This window comes from Actinokineospora sp. HUAS TT18 (assembly GCF_051364635.1).
Classification (GTDB): Bacteria; Actinomycetota; Actinomycetes; order Mycobacteriales; family Pseudonocardiaceae; genus Actinokineospora.
In genome coordinates, this window is the sequence record NZ_CP195645.1 from 489,008 (window position 1) to 506,436 (window position 17,429).

The 17,429-nt window shown below is 68.6% G+C and carries 17 protein-coding genes; 8 read left to right on the plus strand and 9 right to left on the minus strand.

The window, feature by feature from the left end; translation table 11 throughout:
• Positions 1–138 precede the first annotated feature (138 nt).
• From ACSHT8_RS02290 to ACSHT8_RS02305, 4 genes are all read left to right on the plus strand, one after another.
• Positions 139–534: a GntR family transcriptional regulator gene (locus tag ACSHT8_RS02290; protein ID WP_436497210.1), complete on the plus strand. Its 396-nt coding sequence runs from the start codon at positions 139–141 to the stop codon at positions 532–534.
• Positions 531–1,430, plus strand: a complete 900-nt coding sequence (locus ACSHT8_RS02295; RefSeq protein WP_436497212.1) for an ABC transporter ATP-binding protein — start codon at positions 531–533, stop codon at positions 1,428–1,430. The genes ACSHT8_RS02290 and ACSHT8_RS02295 overlap by 4 nt, the downstream gene beginning before the upstream one ends.
• On the plus strand, positions 1,427–2,392 hold the full coding sequence (locus ACSHT8_RS02300; protein ID WP_436497213.1) for an ABC transporter permease subunit: 966 nt from the start codon (positions 1,427–1,429) through the stop codon (positions 2,390–2,392). Before ACSHT8_RS02295 ends, ACSHT8_RS02300 begins: the two co-directional genes overlap by 4 nt.
• A gap of 156 nt (positions 2,393–2,548) precedes the next feature.
• Entirely contained in the window at positions 2,549–2,707 is a 159-nt protein-coding gene (locus ACSHT8_RS02305; RefSeq protein WP_436497215.1) for a hypothetical protein, read from the plus strand.
• Between the two features lie 89 nt (positions 2,708–2,796).
• Here ACSHT8_RS02305 and ACSHT8_RS02310 read toward each other — a convergent pair whose 3' ends face one another.
• Positions 2,797–6,408 (minus strand): nSTAND1 domain-containing NTPase, encoded by a 3,612-nt coding sequence (locus tag ACSHT8_RS02310; RefSeq protein WP_436497217.1) that lies wholly within the window; start codon positions 6,406–6,408, stop codon positions 2,797–2,799.
• 179 nt (positions 6,409–6,587) lie between these two features.
• Here ACSHT8_RS02310 and ACSHT8_RS02315 point away from each other — a divergent pair, with 179 nt between their 5' ends.
• Complete coding sequence (locus ACSHT8_RS02315; RefSeq protein WP_436497219.1) at positions 6,588–7,085, plus strand: hypothetical protein; 498 nt, start codon at positions 6,588–6,590, stop codon at positions 7,083–7,085.
• A gap of 295 nt (positions 7,086–7,380) precedes the next feature.
• Here the strand turns inward: ACSHT8_RS02315 and ACSHT8_RS02320 are convergent, their stop codons facing one another.
• The 7 genes from ACSHT8_RS02320 to ACSHT8_RS02350 form a co-directional block, all read right to left on the minus strand.
• A complete protein-coding gene (locus tag ACSHT8_RS02320; RefSeq protein ID WP_436497221.1) occupies positions 7,381–7,698 on the minus strand; it encodes a hypothetical protein in 318 nt (105 codons plus the stop codon).
• 174 nt (positions 7,699–7,872) lie between these two features.
• Positions 7,873–9,180, minus strand: coding sequence for an ABC transporter substrate-binding protein (locus ACSHT8_RS02325; protein WP_436497223.1), 1,308 nt, complete (start codon positions 9,178–9,180; stop codon positions 7,873–7,875).
• A gap of 47 nt (positions 9,181–9,227) precedes the next feature.
• On the minus strand, positions 9,228–10,355 hold the full coding sequence (locus ACSHT8_RS02330) for a branched-chain amino acid ABC transporter permease (RefSeq protein ID WP_436497225.1): 1,128 nt from the start codon (positions 10,353–10,355) through the stop codon (positions 9,228–9,230).
• Positions 10,352–11,260, minus strand: a complete 909-nt coding sequence (locus ACSHT8_RS02335) for a branched-chain amino acid ABC transporter permease (protein ID WP_436497227.1) — start codon at positions 11,258–11,260, stop codon at positions 10,352–10,354. Before ACSHT8_RS02335 ends, ACSHT8_RS02330 begins: the two co-directional genes overlap by 4 nt.
• Complete coding sequence (locus ACSHT8_RS02340) at positions 11,257–13,125, minus strand: AMP-dependent synthetase/ligase (RefSeq protein ID WP_436497228.1); 1,869 nt, start codon at positions 13,123–13,125, stop codon at positions 11,257–11,259. Before ACSHT8_RS02340 ends, ACSHT8_RS02335 begins: the two co-directional genes overlap by 4 nt.
• Positions 13,122–13,910 carry an ABC transporter ATP-binding protein gene (locus ACSHT8_RS02345; protein ID WP_436497230.1) on the minus strand — a complete coding sequence of 263 codons (789 nt, stop codon included), beginning with the start codon at positions 13,908–13,910 and terminating at the stop codon, positions 13,122–13,124. Before ACSHT8_RS02345 ends, ACSHT8_RS02340 begins: the two co-directional genes overlap by 4 nt.
• On the minus strand, positions 13,907–14,692 hold the full coding sequence (locus tag ACSHT8_RS02350; RefSeq protein ID WP_436497232.1) for an ABC transporter ATP-binding protein: 786 nt from the start codon (positions 14,690–14,692) through the stop codon (positions 13,907–13,909). The genes ACSHT8_RS02345 and ACSHT8_RS02350 overlap by 4 nt, the downstream gene beginning before the upstream one ends.
• A gap of 418 nt (positions 14,693–15,110) precedes the next feature.
• Here ACSHT8_RS02350 and ACSHT8_RS02355 point away from each other — a divergent pair, with 418 nt between their 5' ends.
• Positions 15,111–15,422, plus strand: a complete 312-nt coding sequence (locus ACSHT8_RS02355; protein ID WP_436497234.1) for an AfsR/SARP family transcriptional regulator — start codon at positions 15,111–15,113, stop codon at positions 15,420–15,422.
• A gap of 143 nt (positions 15,423–15,565) precedes the next feature.
• On the opposite strand, the gene ACSHT8_RS02360 is transcribed toward ACSHT8_RS02355, so the two are convergent.
• Positions 15,566–16,564 carry an IS481 family transposase gene (locus ACSHT8_RS02360; RefSeq protein ID WP_436497236.1) on the minus strand — a complete coding sequence of 333 codons (999 nt, stop codon included), beginning with the start codon at positions 16,562–16,564 and terminating at the stop codon, positions 15,566–15,568.
• An 82-nt stretch (positions 16,565–16,646) separates the two neighbouring features.
• Here ACSHT8_RS02360 and ACSHT8_RS02365 point away from each other — a divergent pair, with 82 nt between their 5' ends.
• Both ACSHT8_RS02365 and ACSHT8_RS02370 read left to right on the plus strand, forming a co-directional pair.
• The gene (locus ACSHT8_RS02365) at positions 16,647–16,844 is read left to right on the plus strand and encodes a hypothetical protein (RefSeq protein WP_436497238.1); all 198 of its coding nucleotides are present in this window, start codon (positions 16,647–16,649) and stop codon (positions 16,842–16,844) included.
• A 141-nt stretch (positions 16,845–16,985) separates the two neighbouring features.
• Entirely contained in the window at positions 16,986–17,399 is a 414-nt protein-coding gene (locus ACSHT8_RS02370; protein ID WP_436497240.1) for a tetratricopeptide repeat protein, read from the plus strand.
• Positions 17,400–17,429: the final 30 nt, after the last annotated feature.

Below are 17,429 nucleotides of genomic sequence, written 5' to 3' on the forward strand. Positions count from 1 at the left end.
TTCCCCGGGTGTCCCCCTGACTCGCCCCCCACTGCCCGCGGTCCACAGCGCGTACGCCGGTCCGTTGTCACGGTCGCCGCGTTGACCGCCAGCTTTGCTGCTTTACTATGGTACTAGTAAACCAGCAAAGGGGCTGCCGTGTTCGTCTTCCGGCTCGACACCCACTCCGGTGTGCCGCCGTACCTGCAACTCGTCCAGCAGGTCCGGCAGGCCGTGCTGCTGGGCTTTCTCCAGCCCGGCGACCGCCTCCCGCTCATCCGCGAGGTGGTCGAGGACCTGGCGATCAATCCGAACACCGTCGCCAAGGCGTATCGGCAGATGGAGCAGGAGAACCTGGTCACCGGCCGGGTAGGCCAGGGCACGTTCGTCAACGAACAGCAGTCGGCCGCGATGTCGGCGTCGACGTACACGTCGCTGAGCCGCGGGCTGGCGACCTGGTTGCGCCGCGCCTACGCGGCAGGTCTCGACGAGCAGGCTGTCAACGCGCTTATCACTTCCGTCCACCAGCAGACGAGGAATGAGGACGTGGCGTGACAGCGGCCGAAGTCGCGCTGCGCACCAACGGTGTGGGCAAGCGGTACCGGAGGGGTTGGGCGCTGCGCGACTGCACCCTGGCCCTGCCCGCGGGCGGCGTGATCGCCCTGGTCGGGCCGAACGGCGCGGGCAAGACCACGCTGCTGCGCCTGGTCGTCGGGTTGCTGGCACCGAGCACCGGCACGGTGGAGGTCCTCGGCCACGACGTCACCGCCAGTACCCCGCGAACGCTGTCCCGGATCGGGTTCCTGGCCCAGGACCACCCGCTCTACAAGCGCTTCACCGTCGCCGAGATGCTCCGCTTCGGCCGGGCCTGCAACCTGCGGTTCGACCAGGGGATGGCCGAGCGCAGGCTGGCGAAGCTGGGCATCCCGCTCGACCGCAGGGCAGGCACGCTCTCCGGCGGGCAGCAGGCCCAGGTCGCGCTGGCTCTGGCCCTGGCGAAGCGTCCCGACCTGCTCGTCCTCGACGAGCCGGTGGCCAGCCTCGACCCGCTGGCCAGGCACGAGTTCCTGCAGGTCCTCATGGGCGCGGTGGCCGAAGACGGGGTGACCGTCCTGTTCTCCTCCCACGTCGTGCACGAACTGGAGCGCGTCTGCGACCACCTGGTCGTGCTCAACCGCGGTCGGGTCACGCTCACCGGTGACATCGACACCCTCCTCGCCGAGCACCGGCTGCTCGTCGGCCCGCGCACGGCCACCGACCTCGACCGGGCGGGCTCCGTCGTGGAGGCCGTCCACAGCGACCGGCACACGACCCTGCTGGTGCGCGACGGCGCGATCCCGGCCGCGCCTGGGTGGCAGGCCAAGCCGGTCGCGCTGGAGGAGTTGGTGCTGGCGTACCTGCGCCTGCCGTCCGAGCCGAGCGCCGCGGTCACGTCGGGGGTGACGGCATGACGTGGTTGATCTGGCGCCAGCACAGGATGGAGGTCTGCGTCCTGGGTTTGCTCGTCGGCATGTTCGGCATCGCCCTGCTCGTGCTCGGGACGCAGGCCCACGACCTGTTCCCCGGCGGCCCCGCCCAGTGTGCGGGAGAGGCAGGCACCAACGAGACCTGCGCGGCGTCCTTCCGCAGGCTCGACGAGGAGTACGGGTTCGTCGAGAACCTCCTGGCGGCCTTCTATCTGGTCCCCGTCGTCATCGGTGCGTTCCTCGGCGCGCCGCTGCTCGCGCGCGAACTGGAGGACGGCACCTGGCAGCTCGCCTGGACGCAGGCCGTGCCGCGGATGCGCTGGCTGGCGGCCAAGCTCGCGGCACTGGCCTGCGTCACCGTCGCGCTCACCGGGATGTTCACCGCGGTACTCACCTGGTTCCGTCAACCATTCGACGCGTGGGAAGGGCGGTTCCAGTACGACGCCTTCGACCTGGAGGGCCTTGTTCCGGTGGCGTACGCGCTGTTCGCGTTCGGCGCCGCCACCGCCGCGGGCGCGATCCTGCGCCGCAGCCTGCCCGCCTTCGGCGTCGCGTTCGGGGCGTTCCTCGCCGTCCGGATGCTGGTGGCGCTGCTGGCCCGCCCCGCGTACGCCACGCCGCTCACCACCATGGAGCCGGTTCCCGCAGGCGGCTCGAAGGACCGGCCCGTGCCCAGCTTCGCTGACTGGATGATCGAACACGGCTACGCCGACGCCACCGGGCGCAGGCTGAGCTCGACCGAGTACTACGAGTTGGAGGCCGCCGCCAACCAGGCAGGCACCAACCTCAACCAGTTCCTGCACGCGCGGGGCATCCAGGAGTTCGGCGTCTACCACCCGGCTGACCGGTTCTGGACATTCCAACTCATCGAGGCGTCTTTGTTCACCGCCGTCGCGGCGATCCTGATCGGCGTGGTGGCCTGGCGCGTACGGCGCCGGGTGATCTAGTGCCCTGACCAGACGGGGCAGACGCCGATCACGGTGATCTGGGCGGCGGACGTCCACTGAACTACGGCCCGCGCGTCGGCTACGACCTGTGGCAGTTAATCGTCAGCCCGCTGCACGAACGGACCATCCCCAGCCTCAACATCCCGCCCCAACCTGGTGCACAGCGCGGTCGAACCGCATGTGTTCCTCAAGCTGGTCGCCGACACGACGGTGTCTCCCGCGACCCTGACCGCCACCTGGACCAACCGGGAAGGGCGCCGGATCTTCGAGGTCCGCCGCACCGCCGCGGAGATGGGTCACCCCACGCACTGCTGACCGGCCAGGATTCGGTGGACCTGCCGTCGTGTCCCCTTGTGCTTTCGGAGACCGGCGGCATGTCGCCACGGACAGGCTCTGGACATCCTTTAGTTCCCAGTACGGAGAAATCGGTGGCGTTCGCTCGGGGTGAGGGTGCGGGTGGTGAGTCTCTGGGCGCTGGCCAGGAGTTCAGGTACGGGTTGGCACGGGCGGCAATGCCACACGCGGGCGGTGCCGTCGCCGTGCGCGGTGATCAGGTTCTCGCCGGTGGGGGAGAAGCGAGCACGTTCGATTGACGCGCCGAAGCCGGTGAGGGTGATGGGTTCGGTGTGCCCGTTGGTCTTCCAGATGCGTGCGGTGCCATCGGCGCCGCTACTGACCAGCCAGCGTCCGTCGGGGCTGAACGCGATGTCCCAGACGACTCCGCGGTGGCCGCTGAGCACGATCGGCTCACGTTCGTTCCGGGTGTCCCACAGTCGCACGCTTCCGTCGTCGCCCGCGCTGGCGAGTCGGTGTCCGTCTGGGCTGTAGGCGAGTGCCCAGATCGGGCCGGTGTGCCCGGTGAGGGTCTTGATGTCTCGCCGCGTGGCGACGTCGCGGAGCTGGACTGTTCCTTGCGCGCCTGCTGTCGCGAGGCTGCGCCCGTCTGGGCTGAACGTCACCGCGCGCACGGCGCCCTGCTCGGGCAGGACGGCGATTGGCCCGGTCGGGTTGTCGGCATCCCAGAGTCGGGTGGTGCCGTCCAGGCCCGCGGTCGCCAGGAGGTTTCCGTCGGGACTGAACGCGACGTCGCGGAGTCCGCCGGTATGGCCGGTGAGCACCTTGGGCTCGGCCGTGCCGTTGAGGTCCCACAGGCGTGCGGTGCCGTCCTCGCCGGCGGACGCGACTCGGTTTCCGCTGGACGCGACGGCCACCGCGACGATATCCGCGTGGTGGCCGGACAATGTCTTCGTGCGGTCGTCGCCGCCGGTGGCCGGCCAGACGTAGAGACTTCCTTCGTCGCCGCCGCCGACGAGGTGGCGCCCATCGGGGGTTGGCGTCACGGCCCAGAGACCACCGTTGGCGGGTCCTTGTCGTACGGTGGCTTGGCCCACCTGTTCGGCGTCCCAGACGCGCAGGGCGCCATCGGCGCTGGCTGTCGCAACTTGTTTGCCATCCGGGCTGAACGCCACATCCAATACGACGCCGTCGTGGCCGCGTAGCGGGAGCGGGTTGGTCGCGTTGCCAACACTCCACAGCAGAACTGTGGCGTCGTCGCCGGTGGTGGCGACTCGTTGCCCGTCTGGGCTGATCGCGACGCCTTGGACGCCGCCGGTGTGGCCGCCGAGAACCCGCGGCGCTGGTGGGCCGTCGACGCGGTGCAGGCGCGCGGTTCCGTCCACGCTCGCGCTGCCGAGCCAGTGCCCGTCTGGGCTGTAGGTCAGGTCGGTGATGGGGCCGGTGTGCTCGCGCAGCACCGTATCGACTCGCATTTGCCGGGTGTTCCAGATCTGCACCGTGCCGTCACTGGCTCCGACGGCGATGTCGCCGCCGGGACTGTAGGTGAGGCCCTGGGCTTGGCCTTTGACGTGGAGCACAGGCCGTGTCCGGTTCTGGCCGTGATCCCACACCTGCACGGAACCGCCGAGGCCCGCGGTGGCGAGTTCGGTGCCGTCGGGACTGAACGCCACGTTCTGCGTCGGGCCCGTGCTGTCGAGCGTCACCGTGCGCTGGGTGCCGCTGCTGAGGTCCCAGACGGTGGCGGTGCCGTTGGCGCCCGCGGCCGCGACGAGACTCCCGTCGGGGCTGAAGGTCGGGCTTCGGTACGGGCACTTACAACCGTTGAGCACCGTCGGTGTGCCGCGCGGTCGACCGTGTAGGTCGACGGTCCAGACGCGGACCGTTCCGTCCTCGCCGCTGGCCGCGATCCGGCGGCCGTCCGGGCTGTACGCGACACCCAGGATCTGGCCTTGGCCGGTGCGTTCGGTGTGCCGCAGCCGTGCCTCCGCCACCGCTTGCCGCAGCACCGTCTCGGCTTGCTCCGTCGGCTGGGCTCGGTACGCCTCCCGCGCCAGCAGGAGCGCCAGCTCGGGGTCGCGTTGCAGTTGACCGCGCGCGTCCGCCAGCAGCTGCCGGGAGAAGGCGAGGTCACGTTCCCCAGCGATCCGATCGGCCTGGACCAGTGCGACGACGGCCAGCACGCTGACCACGATCGCGGTGATCCCAACGAGTGTCATCCTGCGTCGGGCGCGCTGGCGGGCCCGGGTTCGGGCCTCGGACTCCAACTCGCGGCTTCGCGCGACGAACGTCCGTTCCAGGTCGTTCAGTGCGTCATCGTCCAGCTCGAGCTGAGCGAGCCGGGGCCCGCGGAAGAGGTAGGCGTCGTCGCGGTCGGCGCGGTCCCATTCGGCGGCGGCGTCGGTGAGCCTGCGGTGCGTGCGCAGGCGTTCGCGATCGTCGGCCAACCAGGTCGCCAACCGAGGCCAGGCGTGGATCAACGCCTCATGCGACACGTCGACAGCGCCCTCTTCGACGACGATCAAACGCGCGGCCGCGAGCTGGCCGATCACCTGGTCTATGACGGTGTCATCGGCGAGCCCATTCAGCTCGGCCCTGTCGATCCTGCGGCGAGTGACGTCTGTGCCGTCACCGAGCGCGGTCATCCGCAGCAAGACTGACCGCACCGCTTTGCGCGCCTCGGCGTCGAGTGTTTCGTACAGCCGCTCAGATGTCTGGGCGATCGCCTGTCCAAGCCCTCCGGTCGCCAGGTAGTCATCGAGTCGCAGGACGTCGTCGCTGTGCCGGTTCCACGCCTCGCGCAACGCGTGCGCCACGAGCGGCAGAGCACCCGGCTGGCCTGCCGAGTCCGCCAGGATGGTCGCCTCCAATGCTGGTTCAACGGCCAAGCCCACGGCCTCCGCGGGCCGGACGACGATCTGGCGAAGTTCGGTCTCGTTCATCGGCGCCAACGGATATTGGAGGTTGGTGCGCAGTGCCAGCGCCAATCCGGCGTGTTGCGTGCAGTACCCGTAGAAATCCGCACGCACGCCGATGATCACGTGGATTTCGGGGTTGGGCTGACTGACCAATTCCACGAGGTTGTCCAGGAACGCGTCGCGCTCGGATTCATCGAGGCACAGCATGAACAGTTCCTCGAACTGATCAATGACAAGAACGGCGTGCTCGGCGGTTTCCAGCTGATCTCTCGCCGCGATGAACGCGTTCAGTGGATGCTTTCCCGGTGTGATGATCGACGTCGCCACATCGAGCCGCGGCACCAATCCGGCCCTGAGCAACGACGACTTCCCACTCCCCGATGCGCCGAAGACCGCGATCAGCGGCACCCGAAAGCTCGCATCGAGCAGCGTCGTGACCGCCTCGGACCTTCCGAAGAACAAGTCCGCGTCAGCCGCGTCCAATGTCGCGAGCCCGGGATATGGACAACGGGATCGCCGCTCGGCCAACTGCAAATGCCGCAGCGTCTCGGCCGCTCGCCGCCACCGCGACGCCCACTCGTCGGCGTCGCCTCCGCATGCCGTGGCATAAGCGACCGTGACCGCCAACGTCGGAAACCGCTGCCCCTTGGCCGCGTCAGCCAGCGTGCTCACCGAGAAGTGCGCTCGCCCGGCCAGCCATCGATACGTCGGCCGACCCGCCTCCTCACGCAGCTTCCGAAGCTCGTACGCGAACTGCTCCACCGGCCCCGCCTGCGGATCCACCGGACGTTCCGGACGACCCATCCCCCACCCCTCCAGCGACATCGAGCGAGTTGTCCGAGATCCCGCGTCCGCCCTGTCGGACAACCCCGCCCCCCGACAACGTAACCGACGCCGAGTCGCCGGGCAGGCACCCGAGTGGGCCTGCCGGGTCGCGCGACATCGCGGCGCTGGCCTTCAGCGCTTCAACCGAGAGGGAATCAATGAGAAAGATCATCAGCACGGCCATCGCGGGGGTAGCTGCCGCGCTGCTCGTCGGAGTGCCAACCGCTGCCGCCACCTCCACGGCCGGACCGTCCGCCGAGACGACGGCGGCCCAGGCCGCGCCGGTCTATCACCGCGAGAAATTTGACTCCCGGTGCTTGACAGGCACGGCTCACGGCGAGTTGGGGCTCCTCGTCTGCGGACGCACCTCCGGAACGTTGGCGGATTTCAATCAGCAGTGGGACTGGATCGCCACCGATGGATGGTGGCGGCTCAAGAACCGCCACCACGAGACCTGTCTGAGCATCGGAAGCACCGGGCCCGACGTACAGACGTGCAACGCGACGCACCTCCGTCAGCAGTGGAAGCATGTCGATGGCAAGCTCACCAACCGCTGGACCGGCGGGTGCCTCGACTGGTTCGAGGAAGCCGGGCGGTTGCGAATGGAATACTGCGCGAATTCCACTTACTGGGTCGATGATGTGCTCGGCGACTGACCTGTGATTCGCGCCCGGGTCTGGGCCGAAATCGGCGCTTTCGAGCGCCCTTTACGCCGCGCGTTACGAACGACGTCTGCTTATCGGTCTCACGGCCAGTTCGGCGGAGTCGAGTAACGTCCGCGCGGCGAGTTGCCCGCCCGCTGTTGCGCGAACCATGAGTGCCGCCGACCACGGTCGGCGGCACTCTGGGTTGGTTGGTTGCCGGGTGTCCGGGGAGCGGCGCGCGACTTGTCGATGATCGTGCCATCCGGAGCAGCCCGGGCCGACTGCCCGAGCCATTGGCGGTGCTTGGTCATTCCGCCGCCATCGGCAGCGGTAGCGCCAGTTGCTGGGAGCGGTCCGGGTCGGCGGCCGCGGCGCGGGCCTGGGCCGAGGCCAGGCAGTGCGAGCAGGTGACCGGGTCGCTCACCGGGTGCAGTTCGCCGACGCCGGTGCCCGACCAACCCTGCCCGCACGCCGGGGCCGGGAGGGTCAGACTCGCCAACCACGGGGCCGCCCGCACCGCGTGCACAACCGGTGAGCGCCGCACCCGCAGGTTCCGGCCCTCGAACCGTCGCTGCTCCGAGTCGGCGACTCGCGCGAACGTCGCCAGCGGATTGGGATCGGTCATGCCCCGAGCATGCCGCAGCCCGCCGACGATCCCAACACCCGACGAGCCGGACGGGCAGCGAAGTATCGGCGCGGATGATCTGGCGATCTTTACCTCGCTCTTGACCTGGTCGAGAAATGGCGCGGGGGCCGCCGGACACGATGTCAGACGGCCCCCGCTCGCTGTGTCCCCGGATCAGCTCTGGAAGCAGGGCTTGTCGAACTTGTAGTCCTTCGCCGTCGGGCCGACGAAGAACGACTTGACGGTGCTGACTCCGGTCGGTGACGCGTCGTCGGGCTTGGCGATCATCGTCTCGCGCACCACACCGGCGTTGGCGTCGCCGGTGAAGTTGCCCGCCGACGGCGGCAGCATGCCCTCGTAGTCGACCTTGTCCAGCTGTTTGACGGCCTTGAGCAGACCGTCCCTGGTGAGGTCCTTGTTCGCGACGGCCTTCTGCAGCGCGGTCCGCAGCGGGTAGGACCAGACCCAGCCCGCGGTGTAGCCGTCGTTGCCGGTGACTCCGGCGCCGAGCGTCTCCCGCATGACCTTGTGGCCCGGGGTGTCCGCGGTGAACGTCTCCCACGGGCCGGACTGCAGGAACAGCGCCTTGAACGCCGGGGCCGCCGGGCTCTTCAGCAGGCCCGGGTTCCATGTCGGGCTGGTGCCGATGTACTTGCCGGTGAAGCCGCGGGCGGCGGTCTGGCCGACGATCACCGCCGCGTCGGTCGGCCCGGTCGTCAGGATGACCAGGTCGGGCTTCTTGGTGCTGACGGCGTTGATCGCACCTGCCTGGTTGTCCTGCCCCGAGGCCGTCTCGACCGCTTCGAACGTGAGGCCGTTCTTCTCCGCTGCCACCTTGGCGCCCGCGGCCGCGTCCTCGCCGTAGTCGCCGGGGTAGTGCACGGCCATCACGGACTTCGGCTTGAACTGCTCGACGGCGTAGTCGATCGCGTTCATCGACTCCAGGCAGTAGTTCGTGCCCGATTCGAGGATCACGTCCTCGAACGCCCACGCCGAGGTCCAGGAGGCGGGCACGGACACGATCTTGTTGTCCTTCAGGTCATCGATGATCGCCGCGGTCGTCGGTGAGCCGAGGGTCTGGGCCAGGCCGAGGACCTTGCCCTTGATCTCCTGGTAGACCTGGTTGTGGGTCTCGGGGTTGTACTTGTTGTCGCGGACGTAGGTGGTGACGTCGACGCCGTAGCCGTCGATGCCGCCGGAGGCGTTCACCCGCTCCCAGAACTTCTTCTGCGCGTCGGTGATCGGCACCGCCAGCGCCTTGAACGGGCCGGAGGTCAGGTCGGAGATCGTCCCGAGGAAGATGCAGCCCTTGGTGAGGTTGGGTGTGTCCTTGCACGGCTCGGCTGTGACACCGACGTCGGTCTTGACGGCCCCGTCGCCGCCTCCACCGCCGCCTCCACCGGAGTCACCTCGGCCGCAGCCGGTCGTGATCAGCGCGAGGGCAGACAGGCCCGCCAGCAGCTGAGTTTTTCGACTGGTCATCGGTATTCCTTTCGTGGCAGGCGAATCGACTGTGACTAGGAGAAGGGCTAGTAGGAGAAGGGCCATGCCTTGAAGTAGTTGCGGATCCGGATCCAGATCCCGAACAGCCCGCGCGGCTCGAAGATCAGGAACAGGATGATCATCAGTCCGTAGAAGATGATCGCCAGGTTGGCCGCGCCCAGCGGCGCGGTCACGTCCGAGCTGATGAACGGCAGGACCGTCGGCAGCTCCTGGGTGAGCCGCGGCAGCGTCGTGATGAACAGCGCGCCCATGATCGACCCGGAGATCGTCCCGGCCCCGCCGATCAGCACCATCGCGACGAACTGGATGGACAGCAGCAGGTTGAACGAGTCGGGTTCGACCCGCCCGAGAACCGCGTAGAGCAGCGCGCCCGCGCAGCCGGCGTAGAACGACGAGATGCCGAACGCGAGCACCTTGTAGCGGGTGACGCTGACCCCGATGACGTCGGCGGCGATGTCGCGGTCACGCACCGCGGCGAACGCCCGGCCCACCTTCGACCGGACCAGATTGCGTGCGAACACGGCGAAGATGATCAGCAGCACCAGCGTCAGCAGGTACATCTTCTGATCACCCGTGAGCAGTTCGCCGTTGCGGTCGAGGCGCTGGCCGAACAGCTCCGGCACCGGGCCCTGCCTGCCCACACCCGGCCCGCCGGTGAGCGACCTCCATTCCTTGAAGATGTGCAGACCCAGGAACACCAGGCCGAGCGTGACGATGGCCAGGTACAGCCCGCGCAGCCGGGTCGCCAGCGGCGCGACGATCACGCCCGCGAGTCCGGCGACCACCCCGGCGGCGAGCAGCCACAGGGGCAGGAACGTGATACCGAAGCCGATCGTGCGCCTGCCCGGCTCACCGCTGAGCGCCGAGGCGGTGTAGGCGCCGATGGCAAGGAAGAACGCGTGGCCGAGGCTCACCTGACCCGCGTACCCGGTCACGATGTTCAGGCCGATCGCGCCGATCGCCGCCGCCAGCCCGGTGGCGAACAGGTGCAGCCACTCGTCGGGCAGCCCGAACGGCACGTAGGTCGCCGCGAGCAGGACCATGGCGACGACCGCGAGCTGCTTCGGCCGGGTGTTGAGCATCCGCAGGTTCTGGCCGTAGGAGGTGTACAGCTCGGGTCTGCCCCAGAGCTGCCGGGACGGCTTGGCGGTCATACCCGTTCCACCTCCCTGGTGCCGAACAGGCCGTACGGTCTGACGAGCAGCACCAGCAGCATCACCACGTAGGCCGAGACCACGGAGAAGTTCTGGCCAAGCCACGGCGCGATGTCGCCCTGGTAGGTGGCGACCAGCGACTCGACCAGGCCGACGGTGAACCCGCCGATCACCGCCCCGCCCAGGGAGTCCAGCCCACCCAGGATGATCGCGGGCAGCGCCTTGAGCGCGATGATCCACAGATTCTGGTCGATGCCCGCGCCGGTGGCCTGGAACGTCCCCGCCACCGCGGCCAGCGCGCCCGCCATGGCCCAGGAGGTGGCGAACACCGTGCCGACGGAGATGCCCTGCGCCAGCGCGGTTTCCTGGTTGAACGACGCCGCCCGCATGGCGAGGCCGAGTCTGGAGTACTTGAAGAAGGAGAACAGCACGACCACGAGGAGGACCGTGGTCACCAGCATCACGATGTGCCGCTCCTGCACCTGCACACCGCCGAGGTTGATCGAGCTGAGCCCCCACGGGTCGCCGACGGGCCGCACGTCGAGGCCGATGAAGATGTTGGCCACCAGCCGGACCACGATGTCGATGCCGAGGGTGATGATCGCGATCACGAACACCGGCTTGCCGACCATCGGCCGGATCACCGTGCGCTCGATGCCGAGCCCGAGCAGGGCGACTCCGATCGCGCCGAGCACCAGGGCCAGGAAGAAGCCCCACGGACTCGGGATCCCGAGCAGCGGTTCGGCGAGGAAGCTGACCGCGAGGGCCCCGGCCAGCATGAACGCGGGCTGGGCGAAGCTGACCACCCGCATCGACTTGTAGATGATCACGAAGCCGAGCGCGAGCAGCGCGTAGACCGACCCCTGGCCGAGGCCGCCCGCCACCGCCTGCAGGAAGGTGGTCATGCGCCTCCCTCCTTGGGGTACATGGATTCGACCAGGTCGTCGAACAGCGTGCCCAGCGCCGACCGCTTGACCTTCTGCGTCGCTGTCAGCTCGCCGTCCTCATGGTCGAGTTCCTTGGGCAGCATGCGGAACTTCTTGACCTGTTCGACGGAGGCGAACCTCTTGTTGACGTCGTCGACGATGTCCTGCACGAGCTTGATCACCTCAGGGCGTTCGGACAGGTCCCGGTACGTGGTGTACGGGATGCGCTTGCGCTGCGCCCATTCCCCGACGGTCTCCAGTTCCACGCCGATCAGCGCGCTCAGGTACGGGCGCCTGTCGCCGATCACCACGGCTTCCTTGACATACGGCGAGACTTTGAGCGCGTTCTCGATCTCCGACGGCGCGACGTTCTTGCCGCCCGCGGTGATGATGATGTCCTTCATCCGGTCGGTGATCTTGATGTGCGTGTCGTCGACCCACACGCCGACGTCGCCGGTGTGCAACCAGCCCTGCTCGTCGACCGCCTTCGCGGTGGCCTCCTCGTCGCGCCAGTAGCCCGCGAACACCCCCGCGTGCCGCGTCAGGATCTCGCCGGTGTCCTCGTCGACGCGGAGTTCGACACCTGGGTGTGGCTCGCCGACCGTGCCGAGCTTGACGCGGCCTGGCCGGTTGGCGGTGGCGATCGCACTGTTCTCGGTCATGCCGTACACCTCGTGCATCGGCACCCCGATGCCCATGAAGAACTTCAGCACGTCCGGCGCGATCGGCGCGGCGCCCGACGCGGCGTAGCGGACCTTGCGCATGCCGATGCGGTCGCGCAGCGCGCGGTAGAGGAACAGGTAGCCCAGCGCGTAGCGCAGCCGCGTGCCCGCCGTGTGCCTGCCGCCCGTACGCACCAGGGTGTCGCCGATGCCGTCGGCCACCTTGAGCCAGAACCGGGCGAGCGCGCGCTTGGCCGGGGACGCCGACGCGATCTTGATGTTGACCCCGGCGAGCACCTTCTCCCAGATCCGCGGCACCCCGAACAGGATCGTCGGCTGGATCTCCCGGAGGTTGGGCTGCACGGTCGCGATGGACTCGGCGAAGTTGACCTGCACGCCCGCCGAGGCGTTGAACCAGGTGGTGAAGATCCGCTCGGCCACGTGGCACAGCGGCAGGTAGGACAGCATGATGTCGTCGGTGCTCGGCGGGGGAGAGGTGAACCCGCCGCTCTCGATGAGGGTCTCGATGCTGAACTCGACATTCGCCACGGTCAGCATCGCGCCCTTCGGCGGGCCGGTCGTGCCGGAGGTGTAGACCAAGGTCATGACGTCGTCGGACCGCGCCTGGCCCATGGTCTCCTCGACCGCGCCAGGGTGCGCCGCCCGGTGCTCGGCGCCCATGGCCAAAAGGTCTTCCCAGAACAGCAGCTTCGGGTTGTCGTAGCGGCGCCGGATGCCGCGGGGTTCCAGGTAGACGATCCGCTCGAGTTCGGGCAGCTCGCCGAGCACCGACAGGACCTTGTCCACCTGCTCCTGGTCCTCGGCGAGCAGGACCTTGCTGCCGGAGTGGGCGAGCAGGTAGGCGACCTCGGACGCCGGGTTGGTCGGGTAGAGGCCCACCGTCATCGCCCGCACCGCCACCGCGGCGAGGTCGGTGTAGAGCCACTCCCGGCGGTTCTCCGACTGGATCGCCACCCGGTCGCCCGCCCGCACGCCGAGCGCGAGCAGTGCGTGTCCGACGAGCTCGACCTTGTCCCAGTAGTCCGACCAGGTCACTTCCTGCCAGATGCCGAAGTCCTTCTCCCGCATGGCGACCGCGTCGGGCATGGCCCGCGCGCGATCGCGCACCCTGGTCACGATCGTGGTCGTGGTCTTGGTGCCCGGTTCGGCGACCTGGGTCATGACGTCACCTCCGTCGCGTGTTCCTGCCCCAGGTATGCCCGGATGACCCCTTCGTCGGTCTGGACCTGGCCGGGTGTGCCGGTGACGATCGGCGTGCCGAAGTCCATCGCCATCACCCGGTCCGCCAGGTCCATGACCAGGCCCATGTCGTGCTCGACCAGGACCATCGGGATGTCGAGCTCGTCGCGGATGTCGAGGACGAAGCGCGCCATGTCCTCGGTCTCCTCCAGGTTCATGCCCGCGACCGGCTCGTCGAGCAGCAGCAGCTTGGGCTCCATGGCCAGCGCGCGGCCAAGCTCCACGCGCTTCTGCACCCCGTAGGGCAGCAGCCCCACCGGAAACGCGCGCCACTGCTCCAACTCGAGGAAGTCGACGATGTCCTCCACCACGGCGCGGTTCGCGATCTCCTCCCGGCGCGCGCGGCCGAACCAGGCGAACGCCGACGGAGCGCCGTAGCGGATGTGGTGGTGCCTGCCGAGCATCAGGTTGTCCAGCACGGTCAGGTTCGAGAACAACTCGATGTTCTGGAACGTCCTGGCCATGCCGAGCGCGGCGATCCGGTGCGGCGGCTTTCCCACCAGGTCGACACCGTCGAACACCACCCGGCCCCGCTGCGGCCGGTACACCCCCGAGAGCACGTTGAAGATCGACGTCTTACCCGCCCCGTTCGGGCCGATGATCGCGAACAGCTCGCGCTCGCCGACCTCGAAGGACACGCCGTTGACGGCCTTGACACCCGCGAAGGACAGGTGGACGTCCTCGAACACCAGGATCGGCTCGGTCATGACAGCCACCGCTTCCGCCGCTTGTAGTGCTTGACGTCGCGGAACGACTTGACCGAGCCCTCCGCGCCGAGCCCCAGGTAGAACTCCCGGATGTCCTCGTCGGCGAGGAGTTCCTTCGCGGGTTTGTCCATGACGATCTTGCCGTTCTCCATCACGTACCCGTGCTCGGCGATGGACAGCGCCATGGTGGCGTTCTGCTCGACCAGCAGGACCGTCGTCCCCTGGGCGTTGATCTGCACGATCAGGTCGCGGATCTGCTGGACCAGCAGGGGAGCCAGGCCCAGGCTCGGCTCGTCGAGCAGCAGGTAGCTGGGGTCCGACATCAGCGCCCGACCCATCGCGAGCATCTGCTGCTCACCGCCGGAGAGATAGCCCGCGGTCCGCTTGCGACGGTCGCGCAGCACCGGGAACAACCCGTACACGCGGGCGAGGTTCTCCTTGAGGTGCTTGATGTTCGTGTGCGCACCGACCCGCAGGTTCTCCTCGACGGTGAGCTCGGCGAAGATCTGCCTGCCCTCCTGGACCTGCTTGATCCCCTTCGCCACGATCCGGGCGGCGTTGCTGCGGTGGATGGGCTCGTCGTCGAGGGTGATCGACCCCTTGGTCACCTCGCCCTCATGCACTCCGAGCAGGCCGGAGATGGCCCGGAGCAGCGTCGTCTTGCCCGCGCCGTTCGCGCCGAGGAGGGCGACGATCTTGCCATCGGGCACCTCGAGACTCACCCCGCGCAGCACGAGGATCACGTCGTCGTAGACGACCTCGAGGTTGCGGACCGCAAGCATCACACCTCCTGGTGGTGACCCGGGTCACACTCTGTCAGCAGAGCATTGATCACGCGACCGCTGAGGCCAAGCGATGACGCTTGATTCGTTACAAGCACGCGGGAGAGTCGGGCAGGATGATCGTTTGAGTGACGACGCAGTGACTCGTGGTAGCGGGTGTGCTCGATCAGTCGTGCCGGGCGTCTCGCCGGAGGTCTCGGCGTCGTGCAGTGCGCCCGCGAGGCGACTTCGGCCTGCTGGTCGCCGCGGTGGCGCCGGCCCGCGCGCGCCGCCCGGCGGGGACGGGCAGCGGGACAGACTCGGCGAGGACGACGGCATCGGTCGAGGCATGGAAAGCGATCACTTTCAGTCACCGCGGTTGCTGGTCGATCTCACCGTCGGTCAGCTTCGTATCCCGCCGCCGCCTAAAGTGGCGCCCGTGGAACTCCGGGTGCTGGGTGATGTCGAGGCGAAGGCCGACGGCGTTGCTTGTGATCTGGGGCGTCGGGTGGAGCGCGTCATCTTCGGGCTGCTGGCGGTGAACGTCGGCACCACGCTGTCCGTCGACGCGCTGACCGATCTGGTGTGGGGGTTGGATCCGCCCGCGCGGCCGCGGCGGGCGATTCAGGTCGCGGTCTCCCGGCTGCGGGCCTGTCTCACCGCGGTCGACGCTGAGCGGCGTGGGGTTCGGCTGGTCACCGCCGGGCGTGGCTATCGGCTGGACGCCGACGCCGCGACCGCGCCAACGTGAGCCTGAGCTATCGCGCGCTCTACCCGGACTCCCGGCGCGCCGTGCTCCTGCTCGGCATGACCGTGGTCCCCGACTTCGCCGCCTGGGTCGTGGCCGCACTGCTGGAGACGATTCACACCGAGGCCGAGAACGTCGTGGAGGGGCTAGTTGTACTGCCCCGTGAGGTTGGGAACGCGGCTGGCGGGTGGGAGGCCGTTGAGTGCGGTGTGGCCGCGGTGGTGATTGTAGGTGTGCAGCCAGTGTGGCAGGGCTTCGCGGCGCTCGGTTTCTGAGCGGTATGGGCGGGCGTAGGCCCATTCGTCGAGCAGGGTGCGGTTGAAGCGTTCGACCTTGCCGTTGGTCTGCGGGCGGCGGGGGCGGGTGCGTTTGTGGGTGATTGCTGCCGCGGTGAGGGTGTCGCGCCAGAGAAACGAGCGGTAGCAGGAGCCGTTGTCGGTCAGGACTCGGGTCACGGTGATGCCGGCTGCGGCGAAGAACTGCTGAGCGCGGCCCCAGAACGCGGTGGCGGTTTCCTTGGTCTCGTCGGTCAGGATCTCGGTGTAGGCCAGGCGCGAGTGGTCGTCCACGGCGTTGTGCAGGTAGCTGTAGCCGAGGTTGGGACGACCGTGGGTCTTGCGTGGGCGGCTGGGGTCGCGGTGCGCGGAGCTGTTGCGGTGTCCCTGTTCGCGTCCGCGGACTTTGTGGCCGCCGCCGTCGGGGATGTTGCCCAGCTTCTTGATGTCGACGTGGATCAGATCACCCGGCCGTGGGTGTTCGTAGCGGCGGACCGGCTCGCCGGTGGCGCGGTCGAGGTGCCGCAGCCGCGCCAGGCCGTAGCGGGTCAATACCCGGTGCACGGTGGACGGGTTCAGGCCGAGCAGGAAGGCGATGCGGGCCGGTCCCCAGCGGCGGGCCACACGAACTTTGACGATCCTGCGTTCGATCCGGGTTGGCGTGCGCAGCGGACTGGTGCGTGGACACGAGGACCGGTCGGCCATGCCGGCCGCGCCCTCATCGCGGTAGCGACCGGCCCAGCGGGCAGCGGTGCTCACCGACACCTGGAAGCGCTGTGCCGCCTGACGGACAGGCCACCCATCGTCCACGACACACCGGGCCAGACGCAGCCTCCCGGTCTCGGACAGCGGGGCGTTACGGTGGGACACGAGGGCCTCCGTTGGTCGGTGTAGACGTCGCAATCCACACCGAACCCGGAGGCCCTCCCTCATTCCAAGATCATCCGATCACGTGTCGAACCGTTCGCAACCTCTCCGGGCAGTACAGCTAGTCGACGCCAGGCTGCTCGACCCGGCCGGGCCGGGGTCGGACGGCACGCAGCGATACCGGCTGCACGATCTGCACCGGGTCTTCGCCACCGAACGTGCCGAGCACGAGGAGACCGAGGCGCAGCGGCGGGCGGCGATGTCGCGGGCACTCGGCGCCTGACTGTGGCTCATCCAGCGGCTGGCGGCGGGCACCCTCTTCGGCGAGATCAACCCGTGCGGGGACTACACCAATGCCTATCCGGTCGATCATCGGCCCGATGACGCCGCGGCTTGGTTCGACGCCGAGCTGTCCTCGCTGGTGGTGGCCGCGGCGATGGACCTCGACATGGCGGCGAGCGAGATCTCGACGGCGCCGTGCGCGAGTTCGCTCGGTGTCGGCAACCGGTTCGAGAAGTGGTGGCGCACCCACGACGCCGCCATCGCCGCCACCCGTCGGGCGGGCAACACCCGAGGCGAGGCGATGCTGCTGGCGGGCCTCGGTCAGCTCCGCTATGCCCAGGACCGATTCGACGGGGCCCGCGAGTTCTTCACCGAGTCCCTGCGGTTGTTCGACGGGGCGGGCGACGTCCGCGGTCAAGCCGTCGTGTTGGCGGGCCTGGGAAGCACGGATCGGGAACAGGGCAGGCTCGCCAAGGCGAGCGACAGCCTGCGGCGGGCGCTGCCATCTGCGCGGGACTGCTGTCCAACTGGACCATTAAGATCCAAATGTTTCTGATCTCGAACATCCGGGGTCAGGTCCCTCTAT

Bases quoted from the DNA above. Each gene is read 5' to 3' on its own strand.
- ACSHT8_RS02300 (WP_436497213.1), top strand. From the start codon at position 1,427: ATGACGTGGTTGATCTGGCGCCAGCACAGGATGGAGGTCTGCGTCCTG.
- ACSHT8_RS02310 (WP_436497217.1), bottom strand. From the start codon at position 6,408: ATGGGTCGTCCGGAACGTCCGGTGGATCCGCAGGCGGGGCCGGTGGAG.
- ACSHT8_RS02315 (WP_436497219.1), top strand. From the start codon at position 6,588: ATGAGAAAGATCATCAGCACGGCCATCGCGGGGGTAGCTGCCGCGCTG.
- ACSHT8_RS02320 (WP_436497221.1), bottom strand. From the start codon at position 7,698: ATGACCGATCCCAATCCGCTGGCGACGTTCGCGCGAGTCGCCGACTCG.
- ACSHT8_RS02325 (WP_436497223.1), bottom strand. From the start codon at position 9,180: ATGACCAGTCGAAAAACTCAGCTGCTGGCGGGCCTGTCTGCCCTCGCG.
- ACSHT8_RS02330 (WP_436497225.1), bottom strand. From the start codon at position 10,355: ATGACCGCCAAGCCGTCCCGGCAGCTCTGGGGCAGACCCGAGCTGTAC.
- ACSHT8_RS02335 (WP_436497227.1), bottom strand. From the start codon at position 11,260: ATGACCACCTTCCTGCAGGCGGTGGCGGGCGGCCTCGGCCAGGGGTCG.
- ACSHT8_RS02340 (WP_436497228.1), bottom strand. From the start codon at position 13,125: ATGACCCAGGTCGCCGAACCGGGCACCAAGACCACGACCACGATCGTG.
- ACSHT8_RS02345 (WP_436497230.1), bottom strand. From the start codon at position 13,910: ATGACCGAGCCGATCCTGGTGTTCGAGGACGTCCACCTGTCCTTCGCG.
- ACSHT8_RS02350 (WP_436497232.1), bottom strand. From the start codon at position 14,692: ATGCTTGCGGTCCGCAACCTCGAGGTCGTCTACGACGACGTGATCCTC.